Genomic DNA, 22,342 nt, shown 5'->3' with positions numbered 1-22,342 from the left:
ATACTCAGAATCGACGACATAATCGCCGCTTCCAAACCGAAAGAGGAAGGAAAAGGACCTGAAAAGAAAGAGGGAGAAGAGGAAGAAACCTCCTCAGAGTTTGACTAAAAACCTCAAATTCGCCGGAACAAAAGCGCCCTGAAAATACTTAAAACCCCCTTCTAAAATACCCGAATTTATTTTATTTTTTATAATGGCCGCTGAGAGCAGAGGCGAGTTTAAACTTTTCTAGCCCTGCATCTCAAGATATTTAATTGCGTCAATGGCGGCCATGCATCCCAGGCCAGCCGAGACGACAGCCTGCCTATACCTGCCATCGGCAGCTTCGCCCGCAACGAAGACGCCTTCAACACTCGTCATAGTCCCATCCCTGAGAATAATGTAACCTGCCTCATCCATCATCACCTGACCGCGGAAGATCTCCGTGTTAGGCTGCCTACCAATCGCCACGAAGACCCCATCACACTCTACGAGAGTCGACGTGCCAGAATCAACCCTCCTAAGCCTAACGCCCTCAACCCTCTCGGAGCCAAAAATCTCTTCCACAACACAGTTCCATAAAAACCTGATCCTAGGCTCCTGGAACGCCCTCTCCTGAAGGATCCTAGCCGCCCTGAGCCTGTCACGCCTATGAACAATCATAACCTCCCGTGCATATTTGGAGAGCGCCAAAGCCTCCTCGAGCGCCGTGTCCCCGCCGCCCACGACAACCGCAACCCTACCCCTCATAAGAGGAGCATCGCAGACGGCGCAGAAAGAGACCCCCCTGCCAATAAACCTCTTCTCGCTCTCCAAACCCAGCCGCCTAGGAGAGGACCCAGTCGCGATTATGACAGCCCTAGCCTCATACACAGCCTCTCTACTAGCAATTTTGAAGGGTTTCATGGAAAAGTCTACGGAGGAAGCATCCTCAAAGACGATCTCGGCTCCAAACCTCTTAGCCTGCTCAACCATGGCAACCATCAAATCATGACCTGAGACACCGTCCCTGAAGCCTGGAAAATTCTCGACTAGGCCAGTGAACATTAACTGACCGCCCCAGACAGATCCCGCTAAGACTAGGGTTCTCAATCCACCCCTAGCAGCGTAAATGGCCGCCGTTAAGCCAGCTGGCCCCGAACCAATCACAATGACGTCATACATCAACCTAAACCTCCCAGCATGGCACAACCAAAATAAGGCGTCTCATCCTTAAAAGCGATAGGTCTCTGAGAATAACTTAAAATCTGGATCAGCATACATTACTCCCGTGATAACTATGAAGAAAGTGTTAATCCTAGTGGACGAGGGCTTCGAGGACTCGGAGCTCCTATACCCATATTACCGCCTCCAAGAAGCCGGATACCAAGTTGACATAGTCGGACCGAAGGCGAACGAGACATACAGGGGAAAGCATGGATGCCCCATAACCGCTAACATTTCAGCGGAGAACGTGAAAGTAGAAGAGTATGAGGCAGTAATAATACCCGGAGGACACGCGCCTGACAGGATGAGAACAAAACGTCAGATGGTCGACATAGTCAGAGAAGCCGACAGGAAAGGAAAGGTTATCGCGGCAATCTGCCATGGACCACAGATGCTGATCGAAGCCGACATTGTAAGAGGAAGGAGGGCCACATGCTACGCCGCGGTGACAACAGACCTGAAGAATGCGGGCGCCAGATTCGAGGACAAACCAGTCGTCGTCGACGGCAACATTGTAACCTCACGCGTGCCAAAGGATCTACCGGACTTCTGCAGGGAGATACTAAGACTCTTAGAACGTGGCTCAGAAAAGCGTCGCGGCTAGAACTTGTCAACCGACACTAGCTCGGAAAGAGGCTTCCTAGGCCCAGGCTCGCCGAACCCCTCATCCTTAGGATACCCAAGCGGCGTCAAAGCAACGACATTAACATCCTTCGGAATCCTCAATATCTTCTTAACTTCCTCGTTGTCGAAGGCGCCTATCCAACATGTGCCAAGCCCCTCCGCCCTAGCTGCAAGTATCAAATGCGTAAACGCGATTGAGACGTCAACAAGCATGCTTAAGTCACCCATATACCCTCCTCTATTCCAGTGAATGTTAAAGCCGCAGGCCACGATGACGATGGGCGCCTCAGCAATAAACCACTGGTTATGACATGCTGCGGCAAGCCTCCGCCTCAGCGTCTCATCCTTCACAACGATAAGCTTTAAGGGCTGCCTATTCGAGCCTGAAGGCGCAATCCTCGCGGCCTCCAAAACCCTATTCAACACTTCTTCCGGAACAGGGTCAGGCCTGTAAGACCTGATGCTCCTCCTAGTCCGGATGACCTCATAGAAGTCCATCATCAACCACCAAAGTGTTCTCCATCAACATTATGCTTGATAATCTGGTAGTAAACAGTAATAAAATTATTTCTTCATCAAATCCTATAAGTAAAGGTCAATGATCCAGGTTTTATCTATTAATCGCATATCGCAAGGTAGACTAAAACCCTTCCAGGCTTAGTTTTCGCCTCACCCTCTTCAGTATCCGCATACCTGAACGCTGCATACAGATCTTCAGCCGATCTTATAGTGAACCTCCTCTCAGAGATTATCCGCTTCACCCTCCCCCCAAACTCTTCATCCCGCATCAGATCAAGCACAGTCCTGTAGTGCTCCATTCTACTCCTAACTGAACCCATAATTGAGAGACCGCGATTAACCACTTGATTGATGTCAACCGGAACCTCCCCATGGGATAAACCAAGAAGCACGCATCGACCGCCAGCCTTGGCGAAGCATATCGCCTCTCTAAGAGTTAGCCTATGAACCCTTCCGCCGACAGCCTCAAAAACAACATCAAAGAAGCCGTTAAACCTCTCAGTGTCATCGCACGCCGTATTCACTGTTAACGCAAAATCCTCGGCCAAATCGAGTTTCTCATCAACAACCCCCATTACGAAGAGCCTATCCCTAGAAACCCTTCCAACATGAGAGGAGATAAGTGCAACAAGATAACCAATTGGGCCGTCCCCGATGACGCAGACCCTTTCCCCAGGCTTTATACTCGCAATCTGGTAAGCGTTAAGCGCGACTGAGAGAGGCTCAGTCAACGCGGCCAGCTCTAATTCTACATCTTCAGGAACTGGTATAACCCTGCCGTTTGGGTAAAGTAGATGCGATCTGGCCAATCCATCCGCAGTTGAACCCATAAACTTCGCATTCTGGCAATAGTTTTCCCCAAGCGTCAAGCATGATGAGCACCTGCCACATGGAATCAACGGGTTAACAACAACAAATGTTCCGGGCTGAAGCTCCCCTGTCCCTGCTGGGTTATGAATGATCTCAGCTACACCCTCATGAAGGAGACACATTGGAAGCCTCTCCCTAAGCTTCCACTCCTCCTTCTCACCCCTAAAGTAAAGGAGCTCGCTCCCGCAGATTCCGGCCACAACAGGCTTAAGAAGTAGGAAACCATCTGGAACGCCCTCAATAAGCCTCTCCCGAACCGAAAATGTAAAAGGCTTAATGAGAGGGAACTCCTTAGCAACGATCCTCATCGCCCAACACCTTAGAGGAGAAACATAATCATAGAAAGAAAAAGGAAAAATAGTGTTAACGTCAACAGCCAAAAACATTAGAGGTTGAAAAAGATTGGGCTTTGGGATCAATGTCCAGCTATTCGAAGAAGACTTTAGCCTCCTCGTAAAGTTCCTTGCTCACATTCTTGGTTTTGCCAGATACTTCCGTCAGCGGGACAGTGACTATCTCCCCAGCCTTGAGGGCGACCATGTAGCCGAACTTACCCTTCTTAACAAGGTCGACGGCCGCCAAACCAAGCCTCGTCGATATTAGACGGTCAAGCATGGTTGGGGATCCACCCCTAATGGTATGCGCAGGTGTGACGGCTCGCGTTTCAACCCCCAGAATCCTCTGTATCTCCTTTGCCAAGAATTCGCCTATGCCGCCTAAGCGTACATGCCCAAACTGGTCAACGCTAGCATCCTTTGTGATGGGTCCCTGATAATCCTTAATTAGAGCGCCCTCAGCGACGACAATGACCATCGCCTCATTCTTTTCCTCCTCTATCTTCCTCCTCACAAATTCCGCGACATCCTTGATGCTGAACGGTTCCTCTGGAATCAGGATCAAGTCGGCTCCAGCGGCCAAACCAGAATATAATGCAATCCACCCAGCATGTCTGCCCATTATCTCAACTATGAAGACTCGGCTATGTGAATCAGCAGTGTCCTTAATGTTCTCGATCAACCGCATCGCAGTGTTTACCGCGGTGTCAAAGCCAATTGTAAACTCGGTTCCTGGAACATCGAAGTCAATGGTCTTAGGAACCCCGACGACTTTAAGCCCCTCCTTACATAAGGCCGCAGCCACACTTAGGGTGTCGTCTCCTCCGATCGCTATGAGGGCGTCGAGGCCTAGCTTCCTAAAGTTTTCAGCAACCTTCCTTATCCCATCCTGAATCTTAAGCGGATTCGTCCTAGAAGTTTTGATGACTGTTCCGCCTCTGCCTATGATATCCTCAACGTCTGCGTACTTCAGCGGGACGGCGTCACACTCTAGGAGACCTGCCCATCCGTACCTTACTCCAACAACATCATAGCCGTATCTCTCACATTTCTTCACGACAGCCCTTATGGCGGCGTTAAGTCCAGGTGCATCGCCTCCGCCAGTTAATACTCCTACCTTCACATTCTCAACCTCTATTCAAGGTTCCTTCAAAACATTGCTGATATATAGAAGAAAAACTTTTCGCTCCATAAAGAGTGTCATATTCCTTGAGGAGTATGATTAGCCGGACTTGACACTTCTTCTTTTAATGCATGCACGGATGAAGCCGTTAAACAGCGGGTTAGGCCTTAATGGTCTTGAAGTAAACTCTGGATGGAACTGGCTTCCAATGAAGAAGGGATGATTAGGTAACTCGCCTATCTGCATAATCCTCCCATCAGGCGTCGTCCCAGAAAACATGAACCCAGCCTTCTCAAGAGTTCCAACGTAGTCCGGGTTTATTTCGTACCTATGCCTGAACCTCTCCCGGACTTCGCTGGCTCCATAGAGGCTGTAGGCCAATGTGCCAGGCTTAATCTTCACTATCTGAGCTCCCAACCGCATGGTCGCCCCGTACCTAGACTTTCGCAGAATCTCCCTTTGTTCTGGGAGAAGATCGATGACTGGATAGGGGGTGTGAGGGTCTATCTCCGAGCTATTCGCATCCCTGAGCCCGCAGACATTCCTAGCAAACTCAACTACTGCAAGCTGAAAGCCTAAGCACAAACCTAAGAATGGGATGCCCCTCTCTCTTGCATATCTTATCGCCTCAATCTTCCCCTCAATCCCGGTTGTTCCAAAACCTCCTGGAACAACTATCCCGTCAACCTTGTCTAGGCTTGAAAAGTCTCCGCCGCCCTCCAGGATCTTCGAGTCTATCCATCTGAGACTAGGCCTTCTATCATTAAACCATGCGGCATGCTTTATCGCCTCTATGACGGAAACGTATGAGTCGGGTAGCTGGAACCTGCCAATGTCAAAGTATTTTCCAACAATGCCGACTTCAACTTCATCACTCAACCCCTCAACCTTCTCAACGAACTTCCTCCACTCCTCATCTCTTGATACAACACCAGAAATCCCAAGTTTAGCGAGGATCTTATCCCCAAACCTTTCCCGCTCAAAGATCAGGGGCAACTCATAAATGTTCTCGACATCAGGGTCTGATATTACGTCCTCCTCATTCACGTTACAGAACAGGGCGATCTTCTTTTTCCTCGTCTCATCCAAGTATGTCTCAGACCTTCCAATTATGAAGTCGGGCTGAATTCCGAAGTTCCTGAGTTCCCGCACAGAATGCTGAACAGCCTTAGTCTTCATCTCGCCAAGGCTCCTTGGAATCGGAAGATAGGCAACATGAACATAGAGGACATCCTCTTTCTCGAGTTTCATCTGTCTTGCCGCTTCGAGGAAGAGGATGTTCTCATAATCGCCTACTGTCCCGCCGATCTCGACAAGAAGAAAGTCCGCGCCAGAGTCCCTTGCAATCCGCCTTATCCTCCTCTTAATCTCATCAGTCACATGCGGTATGGGCTGAACTGTCTGACCAAGATACTTACCTCTCCTCTCCTTCCTTATGACCTCATAGTAAACCTGGCCCGTCGTAATATTATGGCTTTTAGGAATATTTATGTCCAAAAATCTCTCATAATGGCCGAGGTCCTGATCGATCTCCCCACCGTCCTCAGTAACCCAGACCTCACCGTGCTCTGTAGGCCTTAACGTCCCAGCGTCAAAATTTATGTAAGGGTCAATTTTACATGCGCTGACACGGAAGCCTCGAAACTGAAGCATCTTCCCAATCGATGATGTGACAATGCCCTTACCGAGGCCCGAGATGACGCCCCCTGTAACGAAAATATACCTCGTCCTACATTCACTGTGCATAGAATACATTAACCGCGCCGATAATAAAAACTTTCGATTCGAAGCGAGTGAAAGGTGAGCGTAAGCGTAAACTTAATTAACGCTTAAAGCTCTACTAAATCGGTTGGAGAAGGGAGTGTCAGCTTGAGTAAGAGGAGAGAAAAGAGGAGAAGCCAACTCGCGCCCATGCCTGCAGCCGGGGCAGGTCTACTGCGGTTCTTCGAGGAGGAGACCCCGGGAATAAAGATAAAACCCATGATAGTAATCGTCTCAGCAGTTGCACTTATCATAGTATGCATACTCCTGCAGTTCGTCTCATAATGGAATTAGCCTTCCGCCTTCATAATATCATACGATTTTGTGAACCTTCCGATCCACTAGTGTGCATCAAGCAAGCCCTATGACCCTCCAGGGATGTGAGTACACATTCATCCTTCCATCCCTCACGAAGCCTATAAGCGTCACACCTGCCGAATCCGCGAGCTTGACGCCTAGGCCGGTAGGCGCAGAGATGGAAGCGATTAATGGGACGCCCACCTGAACAGCCTTTAAAACAACCTTAGAGCTAAGCCTACAAGTCAAGGCTAGGAACATCTTTCCAAAGTCTATTCCTAACAATGCAGCCTCGCCAACCGCTTTATCGACCGCGTTATGCCTGCCAACATCCTCCGCAAAAGCCATTATCTCACCATCTAAGCTGATGATGCCCGCGGCATGAGTTCCGCCTGTCATCGAGTAGATAGTGGAGCGGGAACATAGCTCCTCCATGGATTCCATTATGATCTCAGGTTTCACCATGGGGGCCAAAGGTCTAAATATCTCTCTCAACTCCGGTATGGACACTGCACGCTTGCTTACATCAGCGAATTTTACATCAACCTTGTCCTCGACAATCTCTATCTCTAAAACATCGTCTGGCTTACCGATTATTCCCTCTGCTAAGAGATGACCTATAACAAGCTCCACCAATTTACCAGGAGTGAAAGAGAAGACTCTATAAAACTTCCCCCCAAAATATACGCTAATCTCCTCCTCAACCGCTACATAATCCATCATACGCTCAAATGAAGCCTCAGCGCCGGAGTAATTCACCCTTATTATCTGAAGTTTCGCTGTTAAGCCATCCCTAATCAAGGATATGCCTCCAAGTAGAGTTGATGAGAAGAAGAGGGGTTAAACGCTGTGGTCACCATCAATAGATGCCTTCCTCCTCCGAGACCCTAACTATTGCCTCCTCACGTGTCAAACCCTGCCTCTCATACTCGGAGATCTTATACTCAAGAACCCTCAGGCTTCCCCACGTCTTAAGATGCTTGCTACATAACCTCATATAAAGATTCTCCACCTCACATCTTTTGCTCTGCCACCGCTTCCTATCTTCAGCGAGGGCTTCTTTAGCATGCTCATGCTCTAGATGTGCGAGAGTCTCATCGAGATTCATCAGAAAATCCCTAATTTGCGAGCTCAGCCTAGACGACGCCGAAAAAATCATGAATATAAGGGCAGCTGCCAGAATGTACCCTGCAATTTCGGAATAAGTCATAATGTAAACAACCCACCCTAAGCATAGACCGATCGACAGGATTCCAGCATAAGCTAACAATAGTCGCTTATAATTAAAACCCACATCTACCCGTGTCATCCCATTCTCTGGAGAGATCAAAGCTTCCACTTTGACGCCTAGGATGCCGCCTATCCTACCTCTGATAGCAACCTCGCCGCCAGCGTAGGAGGAAGGGGTCTCCATCTGCCCAGCCTCAGTCAAGAGGCAGGCTAAGCCTTCCTGGATACTTTGAATGGGAAGACGCGCATACCTCCTAACATCGGATGGAAAATGCCGGATTGGACGTAGCGTAGGCTCCTCTATTCGAGAAGTCATATTAGAAGGCTCACCACACAGGATCGGCAATCAGTCACAATTAATTACTGCAACTAGTATATCTCACTTTTGAGTTGCGACCTTCCTAAGCAGTTTGCGTGACTACTTAAGATCCTTGGCGCTCGCAACGAGAAATAGTAACGAGGCGAAGCTAAGCAACGCGTGTATAGTTAACGCTGAAATCAGTAAACCTTCGAAAACGCTCAATTGGAAGGCGCTAAAGATGGCGAAAGACGAAGCGGATGCAAAAACAATACTTGGTAACATCACGAGTGGCGAAAGATAGAGCACCCATCTCCCCCTCTTCCTCAAGCCATAGCATAGGATGAGACTCAGAACCCCTAATGCGAATACATGCGGCAGCAGCGGATTAGACCATACGGAGGCGATAAGAAGTATAAAGCCTGAAAAGAGATAATAGTATGAGAGTATCGAAAACCTGGTGATCCTATGAGACTCCACTATCCATACACCTTAAAATCTTATCGATCAGCGAAAATAGTTTTATAGGAAGTATTTAAGGCTCACCGATAAATCATAAAAGAACATGGCACTTCAAGATATTGTTGAAAGCGGGAAAGGAATAAATTAGAAGCCGGAGATACTAATGTCCAACTTTAGAGTGGAGGAAAAAGCTTGCCAACTAAAGAAAAATTGAAAATAAGGATCGGGTTCATTCCCGCCCATAGATCAGTATTCAGCTGGGAATGGGCAACCGATATGCGGAGGCGATGCATCACTGCACTATCAAAGAATCCTCATCTGGAACTCATAGTCCCAGATGAGGATCTCACGAAGAAGGGTCTGGTCTCAAACCTTGAAGATGCAGAGAAAACCATCAAACTCTTCCGCAAACGTGAAATCGATGGAATACTAATTGGGACCATGACCTTCGGGGATGAGGTGGCCGCACTTGAAGTTGCCTCAGCCTTCAGCGATCTTCCAGTCATGTTGTTCGGAACAAAGGAGGGGCCCTTCACAGAGGAGGGAGGCAGACTATCAGATTCGTTCTGCGGCACTCTCTCAATATCCTCAGGACTCTACAGGAGAAAGATAAAATATCTCTTCGCAGGCATCGTCTTCCCCGAAGAGGAGAGCTTCATAAAGGCTGTAGACAATTTCGTTAGGGTATGCGCGATCAGAAAGGGCTTTATAGGAGCTAAGATCGGGCAGGTCGGCCCGAGACCACAGCCATTCGAAACATGCATATTCAACGAGTCAGCCCTGATCGAGAAGTTCAAACAGAGGGTAGTGCCAATAACATTAACAGAGATCTTCGACAGAGCGAACAAGCTAAGCGAATCAGACCCAGAAGTTCAGGGGATCCTGACCGAAATGAAGAATCAGGCCGATCTTTCGCATTTAAGCAGGGAGCAGATGATGAAAATAGCGAAGCTAGAACTTGTGCTGAAGGAGTATGCTAAGTCAAATGGGATAACCGCTATGGGCGTGCAATGCTGGAACGCTATGGAAGAGATTTATGGAATCTGCCCATGCTACGCCATGGGAAGATTGACCGACCAGGGCATAATGTGCTCATGTGAAGTGGATATATATGGTGCGTTAACGATGCTGATCCAGTACCTGGCAAGCCTAAAGGAGACGCCGCCACATTTTATCGACTGGACGATAAAGCATCAGGAGAAAGAGAATGTATTCCTAGCGTGGCACTGCGGGAACGCTCCGCCCTCACTTGCAGCGAAAGGATGCCCAATAATCATAAAATATCAGAGTGTGCTGGGACGCACATTAGGCATCGACCGCTCCTACGGCGCAGCGGAATTCCAGCTCAAATCGGGAACAGTAACCATCTGCAGGCTCGTCGAATATGACGGAAAGTTTAAGATGCTCATAACCAGGGGGGAGATCGAAAGATCAGACCAGACTCTACGCGGCTCATGGAGTTGGGTGAAGGTGCCAAACCTAGACCTGCTCTACAGACGCCTAGCAGAAGAAGGCTTCATCCATCACGCCAGCATGATTCATGGAGACTATGTTCAGCCAATACATGATGCATGCAAAACCCTGGATATAGAGCCCGTCGTAGTCTAAAAAGTCTAAGAATCAAATGGCAATCTTCGTCCATCCCGCCAATTAATTTACAAAAATGAGAGAATTTAAACGCTTAGAAGCAGGTACTACACTGCACATTTCAAAAGGGCATGAGTCCAATATGAGAGAAGCGAGTTACATCGATCTGTTCACATCTCAGGTAGGAGTATTCGGAGGTATTCAAAAACCACGTGAAGAAGCAGACTACATCATTATCGGCGTGCCTCTAGACTTAACAGGCAGCTTCCGAAGGGGAACGGCTTTCGCCCCGCTTACAATTAGGGAAGCCTCCAAGAGCCTGGAGCTATACAGTATCCGAACAGGCATATCAATAGAGGACTTAAAAGTGCATGACGCTGGCGACTTCCATGTGACTGGTGACCTGGAAGAAACTTTAGCTAATTTGGAAAAGACTACAAGAGAAATACTAGGGCAAAGCGATATACCAGTACTTATAGGTGGAGAGCATACCCTGGCTCTTGGAGCAGTAGCTGGAATACCTGAAAGATTCGGGCTCGTTTACTTTGATGCACATATGGATGCCAGAAACGAATATATGAACCGCCGGCTCTCTCATGCAACGGTCCTCAGAAGAATATGCGAAGAGATCAAGCCGGAGAAGATTGTCCAGGTTGGAGTTAGAGCGGCATCAAAGGATGAAATCAAATATGCTGAGAGCCAAGGGATCACATACATAACTACGCACTCAATACTTAAAAATGGCGTTGAGCAAGCGGCCAAAACTGTAAACCGCGAACTGGACGAATGTAACAGCCTATACATAACGATCGATATGGATGTACTTGATCCTTCCATCGCGCCTGCCGTCCAAAATCCTGAGCCTGAAGGCTTAACCTCATACGCCCTTCTCGAACTGATGCATAAAGTCTGTGGCAAAGACGTTATCGGATTTGATTTGGTTGAGGTTTCACCCGTCTACGACTCAGGGGGAACAGCGATCACCGCTGCAAAAATAATCTTCGAAACAATGTCCTTCGTCCAAGCGAGCAGAAATTCATGACAGCCCAAAAAAGGCAACTTTAATAGGAACGGACGTGACTGTGGAGCTTAGAGGTGAAAATTTTTGGAGGACAACATACTAGAGATAAGGGGCCTCACAGTACAGGTTCAAGATAGAACAATACTGGAAGATGTAGATCTGAATATACCGAGAGGGGAAGTCCACGTTATATTCGGCCCAAACGGGTCGGGAAAAAGTACGCTTATAATGGCTATCCTAGGCTTTCCAGCCTATAAAATAACCTCAGGACGCATATTCTTCGAAGGGAAGGATATAACAAATATACCCGTGAATGAGAGGGTTAAGCTAGGCATAAGCGTAGCATTCCAGAATCCCCCGGCCATCAGAGGTGTAAAGCTCGGAGGCATAATCAGGCACCTGAGAGGCGGTCAACCTGGAATGGACGATCTTCTAGAGAAGGTGAAGTTGCCACCTGAATTCCTAGAGAGAGATATAAACCTAGGATTCTCTGGTGGGGAGATCAAGAAATCTGAATTATTGCAGATACTGGCTCAGGAGGGAAAATTCGTTATACTCGATGAGCCGGACTCAGGCGTTGACGTTGAAAACCTCCAGATCGTAGGGAAACTGATAGGTAACCTATTAAAGGATCGCTCAGGCCTGATAATTACACATCTCGGCCACGTCCTTAGATATGTCGACGTGGACAAGGCTCATGTTCTGGTAGATAAAAGGATCGCATGCTCTGGAGAGCCCCTGAAAATTCTAGGTCAAATACTAAATGAAGGATACTCCTGGTGCATGAAATGTCCAAAGATAAAGAGGATGTTTCAAGAGAAAGAGATAAGCCAGCAAAACTAGGCCTTGACCTCGACATCCAAAAGTTTAGCCGTCAAGGAAGGGAGTGGACGCCATGCCCAGTATCCAAGCTTCCAAGAGAGATAATTGAGAGGGCTCTTGAGGTCGGAGTTGTTCCAAGCGAGGGCTCACGTTCAGCAACCTATTTCCAGCTTGACCACTCAGTTATATCACGAGCAGTCTCAAAGATCTTCGAAGACAAGATTGAGATGCTGAGCACTAGGGAAGCCCTCAAGAAGTATGACTGGTTCAGGGATTATTGGTGGAAACTGATCCCCGCTGACATGGATAAGTACACCTCCCTAGCGAACCTCAATTGGGATCAGGGATACTTTATTAGGATATTAGAAGATCAGAAGGTCACAATCCCACTCCAGGCTTGCATCTATATCTCAACAGACAACCTAAACCAGAACGTCCATAACGTCATCATCGCGGAGCCCGGGTCAGAAGCCCAGATAATAACGGGATGCACCGTCCACAAGAATGTTCGGAGAGGATTACATGTTGGAATAACGGAGTTCTACATCAAAGAAGACGCAAAGGTAACATTCACAATGATACATAACTGGGCCCAAGAATTCGATTCGCGACCTAGGTCAGCCGCCGCCTTAGAGGAGAACGCGTCCTTTGTCAGCAATTACATGTGCTTCAAACCGCTTAGGAGCATACAAATGTATCCGGTTGCATACTGTAGGGGCGCTAACTCGAGAGTTAGCTTTAACAGCATCATATACGGATCAGGAGACTCCTACATCGATGTTGGAGCAAAAGTTGTACTCCAAAATGAGAAGTGCAGGGGGGAAGTCATAACGAGAGCAATCGCCTCAGACAACTCGCAGATTTACTCAAGAGGCTTCCTTCAGGGGGAGCATGACGATTGCAAAGCACACCTTGAATGCAGGGGTCTACTGCTCTCAGACAAGGCAGTGATATACGCTGTTCCGGAGCTCCTCGCGAAGGCCCCTGGCGCTGAACTATCACATGAAGCCGCTGTTGGAAAGATAGCTGAGGAGCAGATCTTATATCTCATGGCAAGAGGCTTCACAGAGGAGGAGGCTGAAGCCCTTATTGTAAGAGGCTTCATGGACGTAAGCATCTTCGGGTTACCTAAGGAGCTGGAGGCGGATATACAGCGGATCGTAGACGCCACTACGAAAAGAGCACTGTAGAGGATGTGATAAACCATACATGAGCGACATAAAAGAGGAGAAGGAAAGCATCAGAAGAAGAATCTGGTCGCTCATGGAGGAGAAGGGCGTAACAAGTTTTCCTAGACCAGTTTATGGCAGAATACCTAATTTTAAGGGAGCGGAAAAGGCGGCAAGGAGGCTTATGGACCTCAAAGAGTATATGGATGCAAGAGTTGTAAAGGTTAATCCTGATGCGCCCCAGCATCCAGTAAGGGCTATGGTTCTATCCGACAGAAAAACGCTGATAATGCCCACGCCAAGGCTGAGAAGGGGGTTCATGCTTCTAAATCCAGACCGAGTTGCAGCCAGTTGCTTGGAGGCATCAACAATTGGAGGAGCATTCAAATATGGTGAAATATGCCCCCTAGAGAAGATGCCTAGAATCGATCTCGTAATCGTGGGATCAGTAGCCGTAACGCCAAATGGGAAACGGGTAGGCAAGGGCGGAGGATACTGCGAACTAGAATACGCGATACTTAGAGAGGTAGGAGCAGTAGACAAGGATACACCTGTATTCACAACGGTCCACGACATACAGGTCGTTGAGAATCTCCCATGCGAGGATCACGACCTAATTGTCGACGCGATACTAACACCTACAAAGGTTATAATAGTCGAGAGTGAAAGAGAAAAGCCGAGGGGGATAATTTGGGAGAAAATATCACACCATCACCTGAAAGAGATCCCAATACTTTCTGAGCTAAAAGAAAAGCAAACTAATTAAAAATTCGAAGTAACTATATCCGGAAAACAAGGTTTATATACGGTTTCTTCATGTTCATACTTGCTATCCGTTTGGAAAGAGGTTAAAGAGGCTGGAGACCGGTGGGCCATAGGAAAAAGAATGCTCCAAGAAGGGGTTCCCTAGCATATCTGCCTAGGGGACGGGCTTCAAGACCTAAGGGAAGGATAAGGTTCTGGCCCGAGGTTGAAGGGGGACCCACACTCCTAGGATTTGCGGGTTACAAGGCTGGGACAACACACATCTTTATTATTGAGGATAGACAGCGTTCACCTAACTTTGGTAAGGAGGTGGCATGTCCAGTCACGGTTATTGATGCGCCTCCGATGCTTGTCTGCTCCCTCAGGGCTTACACGAAGGATGTAAATGGGTTGAGAACTCTCTCCGAATGCTGGGCTGCTGATCTGCCAAAAGATTTTGATAGGCTTAAAGTTGTGTTGAAAAAGGGTAACAGTGAAGATGGTTTGAAGAAGATCGAGGCAAACTTGGATAAGATTGTCGAATTCCGCGTTATTATGGCGACGCAGCCTAGGCTTGCAGGCGTTCCCAAGAAGAAGCCTGACCTTATGGAGGTTAAGATCGGTGGGGGAACAATTGGCGAACAGTTTGAATATGCCAAGAATATTCTGGGAAAAACTATTTCGGTAGAAGAGGTCTTTAAGGAGGGCCAATTTATAGACGTTATAGCCGTGACAAAGGGTAAGGGATGGCAGGGCGTGGTCAAGAGGTGGGGTGTAAGAATACTCCAGGATAAGTCAAACAAGACGAAGAGGGGGATAGGCACGCTTGGAGCCTGGGGTCCGGGAAGAGTATTATACACTGTTCCAAGGGCAGGGCAAATGGGTTATCACCAGAGAACAGAATTTAACAAGCGTATACTCAAGATAGGAAAGGAGATCACGCTGGCAGGCGGCTTCCTACGCTACGGCCAAGTTAAAGGCCCATATGTGATGGTGAAGGGAAGCGTTCCAGGTCCTGCAAAGAGGCTCATCAGGATGAGATATCCGGCAAGACCGCCTAAGATCGCTGTTCAAGCTCCTCAGATTACATATGTGTCGCTTGCATCGCCTCAGGGAGCTTAGTTTGGAGGGGGACTATGGGCAAAGTCACTTCGAAAATTTTCGATCTGCAAGGAAAACCTGTTGACAAGGTTAGGCTGCCAGAAGTATTTCGAACGCCCTTAAGACCCGATGTCATAAAGAGAGCTGTCATCGCCATACAATCACATAGGATTCAGCCGCAGGGGAGAGATAAGATGGCTGGAAAGCGGACGACCGCTGAGTCATGGGGTGTCAACCATGGCATATCAAGGGTTCCGAGACTTAGAGATTCGAGGAGAGCAGCATTCGCACCTGGAACCGTCGGAGGGAGACCAGCCCACCCCCCGGTTGTTGATAAGAAGATCGAGAAGAAGATACCTAAGAAGGAGAGGCGTCTCGCACTCTTCTCGGCAATAGCGGCTACGGGCATGAAGGAGATCATAGCTAAGAGGGGACATGAGGTTGACGGAGTTCCAGACCTGCCGCTCATAGTGACCGAGGATATTCAAAGCATAAAGAGGACGCAGGACCTGAAGTCTGTATTCGTAAACTTGGGGATATGGCCGGACGTATACAGAGTTGAGGAAAGCATCAAGGTGCGTGCTGGTAAGGGGAAGATGCGGGGAAGAAGACTGAAAATGGCCGTAGGCCCATTAATCGTGATATCAAAGGACGACGGGATCGTTAAGGCTGCGCGGAATCTTCCAGGCGTCGACGTAGCATACGTTAAGGATTTGAATCCGGAAATACTTGCCCCTGGAACCCATCCTGGAAGACTCACAGTATGGGCTAGACCAGCAATAGAGGAGTTGAGAGACCTTAAGCATTGAAGGAGGAATCACAAATGAACCCTGAAGAGATCATATTATACCCGCTGATGACTGAGGTTACCAGCAGACTATTGGAGACTGAAAACAAACTCGTCTTCATTGTAAACGATAAAGCTAATAAACAGGATGTTAAGAGGGCAGTTGAAGAACTATACGATGTTAAGGTGAGAAAAGTGAACATCACATATACTGGTAAGGGAAAGAAGAAGGCTTATGTAAGACTTGAGCCCGGCTATAACGCGGCGGACGTCGCCATAAGGCTAGGCGTATTGTAATCTGCTTGGGAAGTGAGAAGAAGTTGGGAAAAAGGATACGTGTGCAGAGGAGAGGGAGAGGTTCACCAACCTTTAGAGCCTCATCTCACAAGCATGTTGCGCCTACCAGATACCCGAGGCTCCCGGAAGATAAGATAGACGGCTTAATCAAAGGTCAAATACTAACGGTGATGCATGATCCTGGAAGAGGCTCACCTATCGCATTAATAGAATTAGAGGATGGAAGCGCATATTACTCAGTGGTTCCAGAGGGGGTTTATGAGGGTCAAATAATAGAGCTTGGAGGAAAGGCGGCTGTCAGAGTTGGCAACGTTCTTCCTATAGGCAGGATCCCAGAGGGGACAATGGTCTGCAACGTAGAGCTGAAACCGGGAGATGGAGGTAAACTCGTCCGTTCATCAGGCACATATGCGACAGTAATCTCGCACACTCCAGAAGGGACACTTCTGAAGATGCCTTCAGGCAAGACATGCTACATTAACGATGAGTGCTTAGCAACGATAGGCGTAGTTGCAGCGTCTGGAAGGATCGACAAACCCTTCATGAAGGCTGGTGCAAAATATTATTGGATGAAGGCTAAGGGTCGCAAGTATCCGAGGACCAGGGGTAGAGCTATGGCGGCGGTTGTCCACCCGTTTGGAAGTGGCAGGAGAGGCGGAAGAAAGCCTTCTACTGTCTCAAGGGGCGCCCCTCCAGGTAGGAAGGTTGGTTTAATATCCGCTAGGAGAACAGGAAAGAAGAAGAAGTAGCGGAAAACTAATGCAGCAACATTTATGTGTTCCATTAATACCTAGATTTGGATGGTGATGTAATGCCCAGAGAGTTCACTTACAGAGGATACACTTTAGAAAATTTGCTAAGCCTATCTATGGATGAATTTATCAACCTTCTTCCATCAAGGCAGCGTAGAAGCCTCTTAAGGGGGTTAACGGATGAGCAGAGAAAAGTTCTTGAAAAGATTAGACAGGCAAGAGAGCTTATAGAAAGAGGGGTCCAGCCGAAGCCGATAAAGACCCATGCAAGAGACATGGTTATACTTCCAGAAATGGTTAACATGACGATCCACGTTCATAATGGGAAGGAATTTGTCCCGGTTACGATAAGACCTGAGATGATAGGACATTATTTAGGCGAATTCGCCATAACTAATAAGCCTGTCAAGCATGGAACTCCGGGAATCGGAGCCAGCCGCAGCAGCATGTATGTGCCGCTCAAGTGAAAATCCTGTTCCGCCATCCATCGATTCTTCAGCCCCTACATACGTTCTGGAGCCTTAATTCCAAGAAGAGAGAGCGCATTCTTTAGGACCGTTTTCACGGCCTCGACAAGCATCAGCCTAGCGCTGCGAAGCTCGCTCGGCTCCGCCCTTATTACTGGCAAATAGGCGTAGAAAGTGTTGAACTTATCGGCTAATGTATTGGCGAAGTCGGCGATGGCGTGAGGCTTAAGGTTCTCCGCCGCGTCTATGAAAACGTCTGGAAAACGTGAGATAAGGAGAACTAGATCGCGTTCTACAGGTTCATTCAAAAGGTTAAAGTCAGCCTCCTCAGCCAAGAATCTTGCCCTTCTAAGAATACTGCAGGCCCTTGCATGTGAGTACTGTATGTAGGGGCCACTGTTCCTCTCGAAATCAAGAACCCTGTCCCATGTGAAGGTGACTGGTTTCTGCGGGTCAGTCCCCACTAGAGCGTATTTGACCGCTCCTATGCCGACTGCCTCGGCGATCTCACGTTTATTCCCCTCTGAGAGGTCTGGGGAGCGCTTAGAAACTTCAACATAAGCCCTCTCAACAGCTTCATCTATGACCTCATCGAAGCTTAGAAACCTCCCTCTCCTTGCCGATATTCTCTGCCCGGGAAATGTGACAAGATTATATGAGAAATGTGTCAGTCTCCTAGCCTCGTCAACCCTGCCTAAAGCGTAAAGTGCGAGCTTAAGCTGGAGCTGCGCAAGACTCTGCTCCATCCCAATAACGTTGATAACCCAGTCTGCCCGACCGAACTTCCAAATCGTGTAGGCGATGTCCCTTGTAGTGTAAAGCGTTGTGCCATCTGATCTGCCCAACGTTAATGAGGGAACCTCATAATTCTTTTTAAGACCCAGCTCTTCCCTAAGCCCGAACGATTGGACAACGGCGTCAGCGTAAAATTCGAAAACACTCCCATCAAACCCTACATATGGAGTCCTCTTAAGGGCATCAAAATATCGGCTCACATTCCCGCTCCAGACGAAATCGCTCTCCCAATCCCAAGAATCAATAAGAATATCAACTCTGGAAAGAGTCTCTTTAAACCCTTGAAGGCATAGGGTAGAGATGCTTCGTATAAGATTCCGTGCATAATCCTTGCAGGCTTCATACTCCCTAAGCAGTAGATTCACCTCGAGTTCAGGATTCTCAGCGGCGGTGATCTTCCCGAGAAGATCCTCAAAAAGTTTTGGGAATCTCTCCTTCAATTGCGCAGCCGCTGAGATCCAGTCATCCATCCTCCTTTGAAGCTCTAATATCTTCTCATCTGAGGCTTGTAGAGACTTAGCCTTCTCAATCTCTCCCTTCAGCCTCCTTATCTCTAGGAGGCAGCTTGAAATCGAGTATATCGCTCCAATAAAATGGTCAGCCTTACCCTCAGGCTTAGGCTGACCAAGCATCTTGTATCCAAGCGCTATAATGGCTGATTGGCGTCCCATATCATCAATGTAGAAATGTTTGGAGACTCTGTGCCCTCTAGCCTCAAGTATGCGTGCCAACGAATCTCCAAGTAGGGAATTCCTTCCATGACCTATGTGTAGAGGATGAATGGGATTCGCGCTTGTATGCTCAACTATCACCCTAAGCGGCTGATCAGTCCTCACATAACCATACTCGTCCCCTAGAGCTCTCACCGAGTTAAGAGTTAGATCCGCAAGTCTCGAAAAATTCGCATAGAAGTTAATGTATCCGCCCCCCTCAGCCTTGACGGCGCGAACTAAACTAGAGCCAGTGGACGCTAAAGAATGCTCCACCCCCTTCGCCAACAGCTCAGCAACCTTCATAGGGTCTGCACCCAGCCTTCTTGCCAGATCGAAGCATAGGGATGAGCTGAGCTCACCGAACTGCGGGCTTGGGGGCAAATCCAAACCAATATTTGGGATCTCCTGGCCTGCAAACTCCTCAATAAATGCCTTTTCCAAGAGTCTTCGGCACTCCAACCTAAAATCGCCGAAGGGATTAGCTGATACTTGAACCAAACTGATCACTCTTTTTCCCGACCATTGGTCCGTCAACTCTATCTACGCCAGCAACTTATAAATTGTGATGATCCTCACTCTCCAAATTACATAATATAGTAGTCAATGTTATATTGAGCCTGCAGAAACCATTATTGATGCATCTATTGGGGTGCGGAAATGCTATATCCCGACATGACTTTTCCAAGGATGATTGAGGTTAAACAGAAATTTCAACTCATCAGGCTTGAAGACTACGCCGAAAAGATAAGAATGGAGTTGAGGGGAGCAAACCTTAAGGAGAGAATACGGCCAGGAGCAAGAATAGCCATCACCGCGGGCAGCCGTGGGATAGCGCATTATAGCGAGATCCTCCGAATAGTTGTCGAGGAGGTTAGAAAGGTAGGCGGAGAACCGTTTCTTGTACCAGCTATGGGGAGCCATGGGGGCGCAACTGCAGAGGGGCAGGTGGCATTGCTAAGGGATCTTGGGATAACTGCGGAAAGCGTGGGTGCGCCGATAGTTTCTAGCATGGATGTTGAGGTTATTGGAAAAGTTGGTGGTGGGGTGCCAGTTTACATCGACCGGAACGCATTGAAGGCTGACGGAATAATTGTCGTGGCAAGGGTTAAGCCTCACACAGACTTTAAGGGTAGAATTGAGAGCGGATTGATGAAGATGCTGGCTATAGGGCTTGGAAAACAGAAGGGAGCGGAGACGATACATCGCTTCTATAGAGAGGGCTACCACAAGATCCTTCCCGAGGCGGCCAAGCTAGTCTTGAGGAAGGCCCCCGTGATCCTTGGGTTAGCTATACTTGAAAACTCCTGCCATGAGATAGCCAAGATCAAAGCCGTCGAGCCTGAAATGTTTGAGACAGAGGAGGAGAGACTTCTAGAAGAGGCGAAGGCATTAATGGGCAGGCTTCCCTTCAAGGAGATAGATGTGCTCATAGTTGATGAGATTGGAAAGGATGTAAGTGGGATGGGTATGGACACGAATGTTACTGGAAGGTTCTGGCTTCCAGGAGAATCCGATCCAAACGCGCCTATGATAAGAAGGATCGTTGTCTTAGGGCTAACCGAGAAGACGCATGGAAACGCACTGGGCATAGGCTTAGCCGACTTCACCACTGAGACTGTATTCAAAAAGATTGACTTCCAGACTACATATATAAACGCATTAACATCCGGCCATCCTGAAGTTGCAAAAATACCCATTTTTCTCCCAACGGAAAGAGATGCCATAGCCGCGGCACTGCATACCTGCGGACCAGTAGATCCTAAGGAAGCAAAGGTTGTCAGGGTAAGGAACACGATGGAGCTTGAGCGTCTATGGATCTCCGAGTCTCTGCTAAAGATCGTAGAGTCGGAGCCGACTCTAAGGGATAGGATAGAAGTTATAGGCAATCTTAAAGAGATGCATTTCGACGAGTTCGGAATGCTTAAGCGTCTTCATAATATTTAACCCTCTGGATTTGAATTCCTGAAATAGGATGAGTGTGAGAAGAAGTATTATCTTCTATAAGATCATTCTAATGTGAAGATGAATTTGCAGGGCTGGGTGATGCGAAAACTAGCTGGCCTTCTAAGGCTGATGCGCCCCCCAAATGGGTTTATGATGGGCTTCGCAGTTATTGTAGGCGCTTCACTCTCAATCCAGCAGCCGATGCCCGAACTCATTCCAAAAATCCTTCTAGGCTTCATCACGGCCTTCAGCCTAACAAGCGCCTCAATGGCTATAAACGACTATTATGACAGGGAGATTGACAGGATTAATGAGCCGAGCCGACCTATACCCAGCGGCACAATCAAGGCTGAGGAAAGCCTAATCTTCGCAGCGATACTATCAACACTGGGGCTGGCAGCGGCGTACATTACTTCGCATGAATGCCTCCTAATCGCCGCCGCATCGCTCATCGTATCCATCACTTACGCGACGAAGGGTAAGAGAACTGGTCTGCCTGGAAATTTCCTGGTAAGCGCATGTGTGGCGATACCATTCATCTATGGTGGCTATGTGTCCTCTAGTGGCCTAAGCCTAAAGGCCTTAATCTTCACGGCCATGGCTTTCCTATCGAATACTGGGCGTGAAATTGTAAAGGGTATAGTTGACGTGGCAGGCGATGAGGCTGAGGGGATAAGGACGTTTGCGGTCTCACACGGGCCAAGAGCCGCCGCATATTTAGGCTCAGCTTTCTACATGTCAGCCGTAATCCTAAGCCCATTGCCGCTTATCTTAAACCCGCCACTCGTCACATTATGGTTCATTCCGCCTGTGATAGCGGCGGACATAGGCTTCATCGCCTCTTCTCTCAAGCTATTAAAGAATCCTACTAGAGAAAATGCCAAGAAGATCAAGAATGCAACGCTGGCTTGGATGGCTCTTGGGCTAATCGCCTTTTACATTGGAAACATTTGAAACCAGCCCACAAAAGCCCCAAAACATAAATCATACTCCTATCTTATGAAATGTTCATGGAGATGAAAACAGTCTACTTCGAGTCAGGAGGTAGACATAACACCGAAGCCACCCTCAAACTGGTTAAGGAGAGAGCCTTGGCCAGCGGGATAAGAGACGTTGTTATAGCCTCAGTTACAGGCTTCTCAGCGGGAAAAGCGCTCGAGATTCTTAGCGGCACGCCAATCAGGATGACCATTGTAAACCTAGATGGTTTCCAAGGACGCAACTTCTTCCCAACCAGTTTGAAGGAGAGGTTGAGGGAAAAGGGGCATAATGCATGCTCTGCCCTCGACGTCAAATATGAGTTCCCCAAAGAGATGCAGACGGCCCTATGCAGATTCTGCGAGGGGATGAAGGTATGCGTCGAAATAATGCTCATCGCAACCGAAGCCGGGCTCATCCAACCCGGCGAGGAGATCATAACGGCTGGAGGAACAGGCATG

The 22,342-nt window shown here is 48.2% G+C and carries 24 protein-coding genes; 15 read left to right on the top strand and 9 right to left on the bottom strand.

From position 1 onward, the window contains the following. Window positions 1-228 precede the first annotated feature (228 nt). Window positions 229-1,143 (bottom strand): thioredoxin-disulfide reductase, encoded by a 915-nt coding sequence (gene trxB / locus NZ952_06970; protein MCS7120923.1) that lies wholly within the window; start codon window positions 1,141-1,143, stop codon window positions 229-231. A 115-nt stretch (window positions 1,144-1,258) separates the two neighbouring features. Between trxB and NZ952_06965 the strand changes: the two genes are divergently transcribed. Beyond that, window positions 1,259-1,789, top strand: coding sequence for a type 1 glutamine amidotransferase (locus NZ952_06965; GenBank protein MCS7120922.1), 531 nt, complete (start codon window positions 1,259-1,261; stop codon window positions 1,787-1,789). Here NZ952_06965 and NZ952_06960 read toward each other — a convergent pair. From NZ952_06960 to NZ952_06945, 4 genes are all read right to left on the bottom strand, one after another. Further along, on the bottom strand, window positions 1,786-2,307 hold the full coding sequence (locus tag NZ952_06960; protein ID MCS7120921.1) for a nitroreductase family protein: 522 nt from the start codon (window positions 2,305-2,307) through the stop codon (window positions 1,786-1,788). The two genes, NZ952_06965 and NZ952_06960, sit on opposite strands and share 4 nt — an antisense overlap. Before the next feature lie 119 nt (window positions 2,308-2,426). After that, complete coding sequence (locus NZ952_06955; protein ID MCS7120920.1) at window positions 2,427-3,506, bottom strand: zinc-binding dehydrogenase; 1,080 nt, start codon at window positions 3,504-3,506, stop codon at window positions 2,427-2,429. A 118-nt stretch (window positions 3,507-3,624) separates the two neighbouring features. Further along, window positions 3,625-4,656 carry a 6-phosphofructokinase gene (locus tag NZ952_06950; GenBank protein ID MCS7120919.1) on the bottom strand — a complete coding sequence of 344 codons (1,032 nt, stop codon included), beginning with the start codon at window positions 4,654-4,656 and terminating at the stop codon, window positions 3,625-3,627. A gap of 99 nt (window positions 4,657-4,755) precedes the next feature. Next, entirely contained in the window at window positions 4,756-6,402 is a 1,647-nt protein-coding gene (locus NZ952_06945; GenBank protein MCS7120918.1) for a CTP synthase, read from the bottom strand. Between the two features lie 123 nt (window positions 6,403-6,525). Between NZ952_06945 and NZ952_06940 the strand changes: the two genes are divergently transcribed. Continuing rightward, window positions 6,526-6,702: a preprotein translocase subunit Sec61beta gene (locus tag NZ952_06940; GenBank protein MCS7120917.1), complete on the top strand. Its 177-nt coding sequence runs from the start codon at window positions 6,526-6,528 to the stop codon at window positions 6,700-6,702. Window positions 6,703-6,768: 66 nt separating this feature from the next. Here NZ952_06940 and fdhD read toward each other — a convergent pair whose 3' ends face one another. The 3 genes from fdhD to NZ952_06925 all read right to left on the bottom strand — a co-directional run bounded on the left by fdhD (window position 6,769) and on the right by NZ952_06925 (window position 8,722). Then, complete coding sequence (fdhD, locus tag NZ952_06935; GenBank protein ID MCS7120916.1) at window positions 6,769-7,515, bottom strand: formate dehydrogenase accessory sulfurtransferase FdhD; 747 nt, start codon at window positions 7,513-7,515, stop codon at window positions 6,769-6,771. Window positions 7,516-7,573: 58 nt separating this feature from the next. Continuing rightward, window positions 7,574-8,260, bottom strand: coding sequence for a hypothetical protein (locus NZ952_06930; protein MCS7120915.1), 687 nt, complete (start codon window positions 8,258-8,260; stop codon window positions 7,574-7,576). A gap of 102 nt (window positions 8,261-8,362) precedes the next feature. Next, window positions 8,363-8,722, bottom strand: coding sequence for a hypothetical protein (locus NZ952_06925; GenBank protein ID MCS7120914.1), 360 nt, complete (start codon window positions 8,720-8,722; stop codon window positions 8,363-8,365). 174 nt (window positions 8,723-8,896) lie between these two features. On the opposite strand from NZ952_06925, the gene NZ952_06920 reads away from it, so the two are divergent. From NZ952_06920 to NZ952_06875, 10 genes are all read left to right on the top strand, one after another. Beyond that, on the top strand, window positions 8,897-10,312 hold the full coding sequence (locus NZ952_06920; protein MCS7120913.1) for an L-fucose/L-arabinose isomerase family protein: 1,416 nt from the start codon (window positions 8,897-8,899) through the stop codon (window positions 10,310-10,312). A gap of 121 nt (window positions 10,313-10,433) precedes the next feature. Beyond that, window positions 10,434-11,333, top strand: a complete 900-nt coding sequence (gene speB, locus NZ952_06915) for an agmatinase (GenBank protein MCS7120912.1) — start codon at window positions 10,434-10,436, stop codon at window positions 11,331-11,333. A 63-nt stretch (window positions 11,334-11,396) separates the two neighbouring features. After that, the gene (locus tag NZ952_06910; protein ID MCS7120911.1) at window positions 11,397-12,155 is read left to right on the top strand and encodes an ABC transporter ATP-binding protein; all 759 of its coding nucleotides are present in this window, start codon (window positions 11,397-11,399) and stop codon (window positions 12,153-12,155) included. Beyond that, the gene (locus NZ952_06905) at window positions 12,101-13,324 is read left to right on the top strand and encodes a SufD family Fe-S cluster assembly protein (GenBank protein MCS7120910.1); all 1,224 of its coding nucleotides are present in this window, start codon (window positions 12,101-12,103) and stop codon (window positions 13,322-13,324) included. The genes NZ952_06910 and NZ952_06905 overlap by 55 nt, the downstream gene beginning before the upstream one ends. A 19-nt stretch (window positions 13,325-13,343) precedes the next feature. Next, on the top strand, window positions 13,344-14,069 hold the full coding sequence (locus NZ952_06900; protein ID MCS7120909.1) for a 5-formyltetrahydrofolate cyclo-ligase: 726 nt from the start codon (window positions 13,344-13,346) through the stop codon (window positions 14,067-14,069). Between the two features lie 101 nt (window positions 14,070-14,170). Continuing rightward, window positions 14,171-15,169, top strand: a complete 999-nt coding sequence (locus NZ952_06895; protein MCS7120908.1) for a 50S ribosomal protein L3 — start codon at window positions 14,171-14,173, stop codon at window positions 15,167-15,169. 14 nt (window positions 15,170-15,183) lie between these two features. Beyond that, window positions 15,184-15,957 carry a 50S ribosomal protein L4 gene (gene rpl4p / locus NZ952_06890; GenBank protein ID MCS7120907.1) on the top strand — a complete coding sequence of 258 codons (774 nt, stop codon included), beginning with the start codon at window positions 15,184-15,186 and terminating at the stop codon, window positions 15,955-15,957. A gap of 14 nt (window positions 15,958-15,971) precedes the next feature. Next, window positions 15,972-16,232, top strand: a complete 261-nt coding sequence (locus tag NZ952_06885; GenBank protein ID MCS7120906.1) for a 50S ribosomal protein L23 — start codon at window positions 15,972-15,974, stop codon at window positions 16,230-16,232. A 23-nt stretch (window positions 16,233-16,255) separates the two neighbouring features. Continuing rightward, window positions 16,256-16,981 carry a 50S ribosomal protein L2 gene (locus tag NZ952_06880; protein MCS7120905.1) on the top strand — a complete coding sequence of 242 codons (726 nt, stop codon included), beginning with the start codon at window positions 16,256-16,258 and terminating at the stop codon, window positions 16,979-16,981. 62 nt (window positions 16,982-17,043) lie between these two features. Continuing rightward, complete coding sequence (locus tag NZ952_06875; protein MCS7120904.1) at window positions 17,044-17,451, top strand: 30S ribosomal protein S19; 408 nt, start codon at window positions 17,044-17,046, stop codon at window positions 17,449-17,451. A gap of 35 nt (window positions 17,452-17,486) precedes the next feature. On the opposite strand, the gene NZ952_06870 is transcribed toward NZ952_06875, so the two are convergent. Next, window positions 17,487-19,457 (bottom strand): arginine--tRNA ligase, encoded by a 1,971-nt coding sequence (locus NZ952_06870; GenBank protein MCS7120903.1) that lies wholly within the window; start codon window positions 19,455-19,457, stop codon window positions 17,487-17,489. A 159-nt stretch (window positions 19,458-19,616) separates the two neighbouring features. Between NZ952_06870 and NZ952_06865 the strand changes: the two genes are divergently transcribed. The 3 genes from NZ952_06865 to NZ952_06855 form a co-directional block, all read left to right on the top strand. Next, a complete protein-coding gene (locus NZ952_06865; GenBank protein ID MCS7120902.1) occupies window positions 19,617-20,903 on the top strand; it encodes a DUF362 domain-containing protein in 1,287 nt (428 codons plus the stop codon). A gap of 84 nt (window positions 20,904-20,987) precedes the next feature. Then, window positions 20,988-21,857: a geranylgeranylglycerol-phosphate geranylgeranyltransferase gene (locus tag NZ952_06860; GenBank protein ID MCS7120901.1), complete on the top strand. Its 870-nt coding sequence runs from the start codon at window positions 20,988-20,990 to the stop codon at window positions 21,855-21,857. A gap of 56 nt (window positions 21,858-21,913) precedes the next feature. Continuing rightward, on the top strand, window positions 21,914-22,342 hold a 429-nt coding region (locus tag NZ952_06855; GenBank protein MCS7120900.1), incomplete at its 3' end, for a hypothetical protein.

Source organism: Candidatus Bathyarchaeota archaeon, from assembly GCA_025059045.1.
GTDB lineage: Archaea > Thermoproteota > Bathyarchaeia > Bathyarchaeales > DTEX01 > JANXEA01.
The sequence above is the reverse complement of the archived record's forward strand: the minus strand, read 5'-3'. Positions and strand labels throughout refer to the sequence as shown.

Bases quoted from the DNA above. Each gene is read 5' to 3' on its own strand.
- NZ952_06955 (MCS7120920.1), bottom strand. From the start codon at position 3,506: ATGAGGATCGTTGCTAAGGAGTTCCCTCTCATTAAGCCTTTTACATTT.
- speB (MCS7120912.1), top strand. From the start codon at position 10,434: ATGAGAGAAGCGAGTTACATCGATCTGTTCACATCTCAGGTAGGAGTA.
- NZ952_06875 (MCS7120904.1), top strand. From the start codon at position 17,044: ATGCCCAGAGAGTTCACTTACAGAGGATACACTTTAGAAAATTTGCTA.
- NZ952_06900 (MCS7120909.1), top strand. From the start codon at position 13,344: ATGAGCGACATAAAAGAGGAGAAGGAAAGCATCAGAAGAAGAATCTGG.
- NZ952_06960 (MCS7120921.1), bottom strand. From the start codon at position 2,307: ATGGACTTCTATGAGGTCATCCGGACTAGGAGGAGCATCAGGTCTTAC.
- NZ952_06965 (MCS7120922.1), top strand. From the start codon at position 1,259: ATGAAGAAAGTGTTAATCCTAGTGGACGAGGGCTTCGAGGACTCGGAG.
- NZ952_06885 (MCS7120906.1), top strand. From the start codon at position 15,972: ATGAACCCTGAAGAGATCATATTATACCCGCTGATGACTGAGGTTACC.
- NZ952_06945 (MCS7120918.1), bottom strand. From the start codon at position 6,402: ATGCACAGTGAATGTAGGACGAGGTATATTTTCGTTACAGGGGGCGTC.
- NZ952_06930 (MCS7120915.1), bottom strand. From the start codon at position 8,260: ATGACTTCTCGAATAGAGGAGCCTACGCTACGTCCAATCCGGCATTTT.
- rpl4p (MCS7120907.1), top strand. From the start codon at position 15,184: ATGGGCAAAGTCACTTCGAAAATTTTCGATCTGCAAGGAAAACCTGTT.
- NZ952_06865 (MCS7120902.1), top strand. From the start codon at position 19,617: ATGCTATATCCCGACATGACTTTTCCAAGGATGATTGAGGTTAAACAG.
- NZ952_06905 (MCS7120910.1), top strand. From the start codon at position 12,101: ATGTCCAAAGATAAAGAGGATGTTTCAAGAGAAAGAGATAAGCCAGCA.
- trxB (MCS7120923.1), bottom strand. From the start codon at position 1,143: ATGTATGACGTCATTGTGATTGGTTCGGGGCCAGCTGGCTTAACGGCG.